11 protein-coding genes are annotated in these 6970 nt (G+C 50.0%); 10 read left to right on the top strand and 1 reads right to left on the bottom strand.

Annotated features, from left to right (window positions below; translation table 11 throughout):
* Nucleotides 1–49 precede the first annotated feature (49 nt).
* The 7 genes from G404_RS0117035 to G404_RS20510 all read left to right on the top strand — a co-directional run bounded on the left by G404_RS0117035 (nucleotide 50) and on the right by G404_RS20510 (nucleotide 3794).
* Nucleotides 50–1291: a site-specific integrase gene (locus tag G404_RS0117035; RefSeq protein WP_028642129.1), complete on the top strand. Its 1242-nt coding sequence runs from the start codon at nucleotides 50–52 to the stop codon at nucleotides 1289–1291.
* A 76-nt stretch (nucleotides 1292–1367) separates the two neighbouring features.
* Nucleotides 1368–1793 carry a hypothetical protein gene (locus G404_RS0117030; protein WP_028642128.1) on the top strand — a complete coding sequence of 142 codons (426 nt, stop codon included), beginning with the start codon at nucleotides 1368–1370 and terminating at the stop codon, nucleotides 1791–1793.
* Nucleotides 1790–1987 (top strand): hypothetical protein, encoded by a 198-nt coding sequence (locus tag G404_RS0117025; RefSeq protein ID WP_028642127.1) that lies wholly within the window; start codon nucleotides 1790–1792, stop codon nucleotides 1985–1987. Before G404_RS0117030 ends, G404_RS0117025 begins: the two co-directional genes overlap by 4 nt.
* A gap of 135 nt (nucleotides 1988–2122) precedes the next feature.
* Nucleotides 2123–2185, top strand: a complete 63-nt coding sequence (locus G404_RS21040; protein ID WP_084601468.1) for a zinc-ribbon domain-containing protein — start codon at nucleotides 2123–2125, stop codon at nucleotides 2183–2185.
* Between the two features lie 13 nt (nucleotides 2186–2198).
* On the top strand, nucleotides 2199–2546 hold the full coding sequence (locus G404_RS20515) for a hypothetical protein (RefSeq protein ID WP_156906369.1): 348 nt from the start codon (nucleotides 2199–2201) through the stop codon (nucleotides 2544–2546).
* Nucleotides 2547–2629: 83 nt separating this feature from the next.
* Entirely contained in the window at nucleotides 2630–3040 is a 411-nt protein-coding gene (locus tag G404_RS20225) for an NINE protein (RefSeq protein ID WP_084601467.1), read from the top strand.
* A 271-nt stretch (nucleotides 3041–3311) separates the two neighbouring features.
* Nucleotides 3312–3794 (top strand): hypothetical protein, encoded by a 483-nt coding sequence (locus G404_RS20510; RefSeq protein WP_156906368.1) that lies wholly within the window; start codon nucleotides 3312–3314, stop codon nucleotides 3792–3794.
* Nucleotides 3795–3816: 22 nt separating this feature from the next.
* On the opposite strand, the gene G404_RS0117010 is transcribed toward G404_RS20510, so the two are convergent.
* Nucleotides 3817–4383, bottom strand: coding sequence for a tyrosine-type recombinase/integrase (locus G404_RS0117010; protein WP_028642126.1), 567 nt, complete (start codon nucleotides 4381–4383; stop codon nucleotides 3817–3819).
* 827 nt (nucleotides 4384–5210) lie between these two features.
* On the opposite strand from G404_RS0117010, the gene G404_RS0117005 reads away from it, so the two are divergent.
* From G404_RS0117005 to G404_RS0116995, 3 genes are read left to right on the top strand one after another with little or no spacing between them, the layout of a single operon-like run.
* Complete coding sequence (locus tag G404_RS0117005) at nucleotides 5211–5519, top strand: DUF6626 family protein (protein ID WP_028642125.1); 309 nt, start codon at nucleotides 5211–5213, stop codon at nucleotides 5517–5519.
* A gap of 57 nt (nucleotides 5520–5576) precedes the next feature.
* Nucleotides 5577–6224 (top strand): hypothetical protein, encoded by a 648-nt coding sequence (locus G404_RS19595; protein ID WP_051280916.1) that lies wholly within the window; start codon nucleotides 5577–5579, stop codon nucleotides 6222–6224.
* A 13-nt stretch (nucleotides 6225–6237) separates the two neighbouring features.
* Nucleotides 6238–6693 (top strand): DUF6641 family protein, encoded by a 456-nt coding sequence (locus G404_RS0116995; RefSeq protein ID WP_342663730.1) that lies wholly within the window; start codon nucleotides 6238–6240, stop codon nucleotides 6691–6693.
* Nucleotides 6694–6970: the final 277 nt, after the last annotated feature.

Below are 6970 nucleotides of genomic sequence, written 5' to 3'. Positions count from 1 at the left end.
CAATCGTAGGCGACGTTGATGTTTGGGTTCGCATAGCTGGGGGTGGCTAATGTCACATCGCGTCAAGGCAAACGACGGCAGAATCTGGCTGTTTGATAAGGTTCTTATCGAGCAGCGTGGTGAGTATTGGCACTTTCGAATGTGGCTCGATGGTGAGGGCAAATACGTTCGAGAGAGCTTGAAAACACGCGATCTTGAGACAGCCAAAAAACGTGCAGAAGATCGCTACATCGAACTTCGTTCTGATCAAAAGTCTGGCAAACGCTACTTCTCGATCACGACGGAAGAAGGCGTGAATCACTATCTTGCTGACAAGCAGAAGCTGGTCGAGTTGGGCACGATCACGAAGGGTCGATACGGCACAATCTCAACGCATCTTGGGCACTGGCTCGACTACATCAAGCACGACACGAAGCTGAAGGAACTGGAGCGCAACGCTGCGGAAGGCTACTTCGCATATCGAATGAAACACGCCAAGCACGGTGTAGCTCATACTACGCTTGCCAACGAGCAAGGCACGATCAACGCAATGCAGTCGTTCCTGTTTCGCAAGAAGGAAGCTGCTGTCGAAGCGTTCGATTTCCCCAAGCTCAACAAGTATGAAATCGACAACGAAGCGGTGCGGCGGGCAACGCTCACGAATGACGAGTACAACGCACTGACGAAGGCGATGCGTTCGTATGTGGATCGTGAGGCTAACAAGCTCGATGATGATGAGTATCAGATGCGGCAGCTTGCACGGCACTATGTGCTGATCGCAACGAACGCGGGGCTTCGCACTGGTGAGCAGCAGCAGCTTCGGTGGTGCGATGTGAAGCTCAAAGCACACGATCAAGCTGTAGTGCTGCAATCGAAGCTACTAGCGGAAATCTTCGTTCGAAAAAGCACGAGCAAGGTTCGCAAAGATCGGAAGCTGTATTGCAGGGGCGGTCACTATTTCAAACGCTGGAAAGAGCTTGCAAAACCGAAGAGCGGGACGGATCTGATCTTCAGCTTGGACGGCAAAACACGCATCTCGAATCGTGCGATTCTGTATCACTTTCATCGCATGGTGAAGCTCGCAGGCATCGTTGATCACGAAGCACGAGGAATCGTACCATACAGCTTACGGCACTTTATGATCACGCAACGAGTGCTGAGCGGCCTGTCGTTTCAGCAAGTCGCAGAAATGTGTGGCACGAGCGACACCGAGATCAGAAAGACATACTATCATCTGATCGATGACCGTCGCTTGGCGAATGCTGTGGCAGATTTTAGACGAGACAAAGACGGTCGAATTATTCCCATCTAACTTTAAACTTTAAAGTTTCTCCGCAACACCGCCGCTTTCGTGCCCTGTAATAAATACACTCGAAGGAGTGCATCGCATGGACGCACGGGAAGAGATTACACGCTGGCTGGCTCTGCTGGTGCAGATGGCTGACGAGTCTGAGAGCAAGACGATCAAGCAGGATGCGGATATGCTCCTGGCTGTTGCATCAGAGCTTACGGGGAAACTGGCGGCACGGAACACGGCTCTGGCAAAGCAGATACGCCCACGATCAGCGAAACCGCCAAAGGCCTCTCCTGCAAGCGGTCCTCAGAAGTCAGAGCAGCCCGAGAGCAGCAGTAACACCCCGAGCGCCCAGAATGATGCTGAGGACCGTTCTAAGGAGTTTTCCAAGATCCAGCAGGGAATTCGTCAAGCTGATTCCACGATGGCTGATCAGCAGCGAGCTTTGCGGGGCAAGGTCTACGGGGCGCAGAACGATGATGTGGCTTTTGGCAAAGCGGCGAAGGCTTTGGCGCGATGAATGCTGCGCTGCGTGAATCGCTCTATGATCTCTACGAGTTGGGCGGGTTGGAGCTGATGGCTCAGGGCACTCGCGGGCTGAAGCGTGAACTGATCATCGATCTAGAAACGAGTGCGCTGACACCAGAGAAGTGCGAGATCATACACTATCGTGCGATCAATCGCTGGGATGAGGACGACGAGTTTGACGAATGATGAACTGCCTTCTTGCATTCGCCTATAGCCTACGTGTTTCTACATACTGTTGATAACGCATGATTTTCGCGCTTGCAGAATGCTCGCTTACAGCTAGCATATTTCGAAAATTAGAAAAGCAAGGATGGGGCTAAAATGTTTTGTTCGAGGTGTGGTGCTGAAAATGCGGATGATGCAGCCTTCTGCTCTGAGTGTTAAGTAAGGGGGAATTATGAATAAAATCAAATTCGCGGCGCTGATCGCGCTTGCGCTTTCAGTGTCTGCTTGTGGCTCGAAAGCGGCAAACAGCTCATCAGATGGTGGCGTCAACAAGGCTGTCTCTGAACTCGTTAGCTCATCGCACAAGAGTGAATACACGGCTGAGTCTGTGACTGGCTTTATGAAGTCCTGCGTTGCAAGCGGCGGTAATGCAAAATCGTGCGGCTGCCTAATCGATAAGATCGAGGAAAAGGTCTCGTTCAAGGAATTTGTAGAAGCTGATACTCGCGCAAGGACCGGCGGAAGTCCGGGTGACACGCTCGTCAACGCGATGACGGAAGCGAAGCTGGCTTGCCAGTGACACTGACACGGTAGTGGTTTGCGTCACGGTCACTTCACAATGGTGAGCGTGGCGCATCACTACGGAAATATCGGCAGACGATTATGGATGGCATCCAAACCCGAAAAGTTGCCCAACTCGGTGACGACGGCAAAAACATACTAGTAGCTTATCTGCTGTGGTGGTTTCTCGGATTTCTGGGAATTCATCGCTTCTACCTGAATCGTCCTAAATCAGGGTTGGCGCAGTTGCTTCTACTCGCGCTCGGCTGGCTTCCATTCTTTATGGGATGGGTTGTTTTGGGCTTCTGGTGGCTTCTGGATGCCTACTTCGTCTATCAATATGTTGAAGAGCATAATCGCTTGCATGGCTGTTCGCCAATGGCTGTCACATTGACAACCAGAAAGTCAGTAGAAGGCGATCTTGATTACCTTGAGAAGCTGCATTCCCTTCGCGAAAAAGGTGTGATTTCGGAAGAGGAATACCAAGATAGGCGCAGGGGGATCATGAAATAAAATTTGGTGAATTTAGCAGATCAGAGCAATTGTTCGAATTTTTCGGCGATGCATTCGATCAATGGGCACGCCCAGAGAAGCCGATGTCCGCGTTCATAGAGCGGATTGTGGGCACAACCAATGAGCGTCTTGCAAGATGCCCGCCAAGCGCTATGATTCTGAAAGATTTCCTCGATTTCATCCATGATGCAGAGTTGACTGTGGATGATTTTGATTTACAGTTCGTAATTTCGAGTACGTAGCCCAAAACTAATGCCCCGAAGGAGGGCCTGTGCGCAAACTTTTCCCGATCATCGCGATTAGCGCAATGGCGCTCTCTGGGTGCGACTCATCTGTGGTTTGGCACAAGTCAGATGATAAAGATGCAATGACAGATAAGATAACAAGATCATATTCAAATCATTCTGTTTCCGGAACACCGGCAAAAATAGAAATTGCCTGCAGTAAGGGCGGTAAGATATATTTTTATTATGAATTCCCCTCAAGAGAGGGAATTCCATCTCTAATGCTGCCTCAAACGGCTAAAATTAGATTTGATAATGAAAAACCCCATGATGTCCATTGGAACAATGATTATGCTTCCGGCGAATCTGAACCAGAAGATGTAGATGCATTTTTTAAGAAAATATCAGGAAAGAATAAATTTACTATTGAAGTTTTTGATGGCGGAAAGAGTTCTTTTGATATCACAGGGATAGATGATGCATTAGCCGGAATGCATGAAGTAGGGTGTCCCAAAAGCGATAGCGAGTAATCTAGAAAGACATATTCAATGTTCAAATCCCATTCACCGCGTTGACCAGCTGTTCATCACTGACTGAGCAGTAGAGTGCTGTTGTAGCGAGATTTGCGTGCCCGAGCGCTTGCTGGATTGTCGCCATGCCGATACCAGCAGCGTTTAGACGCGTTGCGAATGTCCTGCGCCCTGCATGACTGCTGGTCTGGATCCCCGCGCTTTCGTAGATCGCTTTGAGCCTGGAGCTGAGCGACACGTTGCTGAAATGACCACCTGTGCGAGTGCTGCGAATGAAAGCTTTGCTGTCATCTAGCTGCTCGATCTGAGCGAGGTACGTGTTCAGCAGCTTTCGAAGCTCGTCGCTGAGAAAGACACGTCGAGAGCGATTGCCCTTCGTCTGATGCTTCGTGAGATGAATGACCTCGACAGATCGACCATCGATCCCTCGCACGTCGCCGATCGTCAGTTTGCAGATTTCCCCAATACGCATTCCTGCCTGAATGCTCAGAGCGAGAGCGACACGATCACGAAGCCCATTGCTCGTGCAGTCAGCCATTCGCATGACCCTCTTTATCTCATCACGAGAGAGAACCTTTGCACGAGCCATTTTGCAATAACCTCATAAACATTTCCTACAAATCACATGATAAGTTTATGAGTAACTTATTCCTACCGAAATCCAGCCATATCGAAATCGTGTTTTTCCAAGCACCTCAGCGTTTTTCATAAACTTTGAGAGATTTGTTAATGGCAGGGAATGTGGGCATAAATCGTCATTCATCAGCATCATCATGCGTCCCAGCTTCGCTGTTCCACATTCGCTTGCTGCTATGATCGCATCGCTTCGCTCTGCTCTCATTACGCAGCAGCGAAACGATCAAGGTCAGAATGCTTCTGGATGATTTCCTGAATTTTCATTCGGGGTATTCACTAGGGAGCCAAACCACTGCCCCTTGCAGGGCAATGATGAATACGCACATTCACTGAGGTATGCTTTAACGATATGAACGCAACTCATGATGTGATCATGAGAGAGGCAGGTTTTGCGATGCTCCTATTACGCGCTGTCTTACGCAGGGCATTGCCAGCTCATATCGCGGCTGTCGGCAATGCTCTTGTGGGGTCAAGTGTCCTTCCCACTCACTTTGAGCCTATGGGGTTTGGGGTAATTTCCAAGACTTTCAACCATTTCAACATCGCAAACGTTACAAGCACATAGGGCTGTCGTTTCAGGCATCCAGCGGGGACCGATGGGTAGTGCGATGAGGCCGAGCAGCGAGTCACTCGAATTGCTTACCGTCACAATGCCTTGCGGCCATGCCAAGAACGGATTCACAGCGCATAACAATCGGCGCGCCAGCCTTTATCTCGCTTTTGATAAATACAGTGAGCAGATCACTTGCATCTGAGAGTATTTATCACAGGGAGAAATAAATGACGAAAAACACAGTGATTTTGGAGATTTTTAATTTCTTGAAGGCGAAGGGCATTACGGCCAGCGAGAGCGAGTTCAGCGAACATTGGCTTGGCTGCTGCGAAGGCTATGTGCGGAAGCTGCGCTCGACCCGCTCCGAGCCCAGTCTGGGCACCATCGCAATATGTGCGAGTAGATTGATGAACGCGTCCGAGCAGCTTGGTCAGCTCCCGCGCTATCATACGCTGGCTGATCAGCTGGCAGCGATGAGCGGAAAGTGTCGTGCGCTGGTCGATGCTGAGAGTGTCGAGTTCGATCTCACAGCGTAGTTCCCATCTTGGAAAAAGGTTCCTTTTGCTGCACGGTTTTGCACTCTCTCATCATGAATGTCGGGCGACACCTTGCACAAGACGGACACTGCGCGACTCGAAAAGCTGAACGACTTGCTGTCTCGATTGAGGCGTGGCGAAATCGTGCAGAATCGTCAGCTTCGCACTTGGCTCGGTGCAGAAGGTTACAAGGAATACGAGGAAAGTTGGTCGAACACTGTCGATCAGCGCAATCTGCTTAGTAACAAGTCTGGGGCGATCATCGAGTATGAGGAGCTGCTGAAGAAGGCGATCATGCTTTACAATCGCGGGGAGGCGGCGAGTCAGCGGGGTCGACGATCGGCAAGGCAGCTACATGCAAAGGCGCAGTCAGCTTTCGAACGGGCGCTGATTTATCTCGAAGACCAGCTTAGCATCGATCCATCGCTGCAAATCTGGTTCGACAGACAGTGCGATTTCAGCGCGAGCAATCATCCAACCCTTGATCCAGTCAGCGTCCCACGAGCGATCACCAGTCGCAGTCTCGACAATCTCAGTGGCGGTATCTCGGCAATGACGGACAGCAAACGGGAGTGCAAGATTCGTGCAGTCGAAGCTGAAATCGAGCGAATCAAGAATCCAGCGGAACGTATGACGGATGCAGACGTGACGGAAAAACTTCGTGCATTGACTGCGGGCATGAGGAAATCGGTAGGAATAACATAGAGATGGATTCAGAATCGCATTCTCGGATAAGGAGAATGCTATGTCTGTGATTTCATCGCTGAAGCTGGTCGAGTTTCGACCAGAGACGGCACAAGGGCGAATTTTCGTGCGTCGGCGCAAGCTGGCAGACAAGATCGATCAGCAGATCAGTCTCGCAGCGGACGCAGCTTTTACTGCGACCAAGATCGTCACGATCACTGACGAGAACGGCAATCAGCATCGTCGGGAAGTCGCGAAGCGCATCAAGCGTTGGTGGGTCGTGAACGCTGATGACACTGTGCAACTGACTGTGCGCTACGGGAGCAAACCGATCGAGCTTGCGAAGGGCAAGAACGCTATCGAGTGCGCTAGCGCATCTGAGGTCAGCACGGTTCTGACGAAGGTGAAGGAAGCTGTGCTGAAGGGTGAACTGGATGCTGCACTAAACAGCGTCACGGTCGTAGGTCGCAAGGCGAAGCAGTCGTCTTAGTTGGAGGTGATGGCAGCTTTGTGTAGGTAGGCGATTGACACATTGTGCATCTACGATGCAGGATCCCAATAACTTAGATAACGCATTGATAATGTGGAATAAAATGCGTTTACACGTTGTTACACAAAGCTATTATCATACATCTAAAACACTGAAATATAATGAAAATTGACTCGGTGAATGATCGAGTGGGAGTAGAATACGTTTCTAAATAACTGTTTTTATTAAGTTATTTAGTTACACAAAACTTCCGTGACGTTCAAAAAACCGTTGATTT

It is taken from the genome of Novosphingobium acidiphilum DSM 19966, from assembly GCF_000429005.1.
GTDB lineage: Bacteria > Pseudomonadota > Alphaproteobacteria > Sphingomonadales > Sphingomonadaceae > Novosphingobium > Novosphingobium acidiphilum.
This window is presented reverse-complemented; position numbering and strand designations above follow the sequence as displayed.

Bases quoted from the DNA above. Each gene is read 5' to 3' on its own strand.
- G404_RS0117035 (WP_028642129.1), top strand. From the start codon at position 50: ATGTCACATCGCGTCAAGGCAAACGACGGCAGAATCTGGCTGTTTGAT.
- G404_RS0117030 (WP_028642128.1), top strand. From the start codon at position 1,368: ATGGACGCACGGGAAGAGATTACACGCTGGCTGGCTCTGCTGGTGCAG.
- G404_RS0117025 (WP_028642127.1), top strand. From the start codon at position 1,790: ATGAATGCTGCGCTGCGTGAATCGCTCTATGATCTCTACGAGTTGGGC.
- G404_RS20515 (WP_156906369.1), top strand. From the start codon at position 2,199: ATGAATAAAATCAAATTCGCGGCGCTGATCGCGCTTGCGCTTTCAGTG.
- G404_RS20225 (WP_084601467.1), top strand. From the start codon at position 2,630: ATGGATGGCATCCAAACCCGAAAAGTTGCCCAACTCGGTGACGACGGC.
- G404_RS0117010 (WP_028642126.1), bottom strand. From the start codon at position 4,383: ATGGCTCGTGCAAAGGTTCTCTCTCGTGATGAGATAAAGAGGGTCATG.
- G404_RS0117005 (WP_028642125.1), top strand. From the start codon at position 5,211: ATGACGAAAAACACAGTGATTTTGGAGATTTTTAATTTCTTGAAGGCG.
- G404_RS19595 (WP_051280916.1), top strand. From the start codon at position 5,577: ATGTCGGGCGACACCTTGCACAAGACGGACACTGCGCGACTCGAAAAG.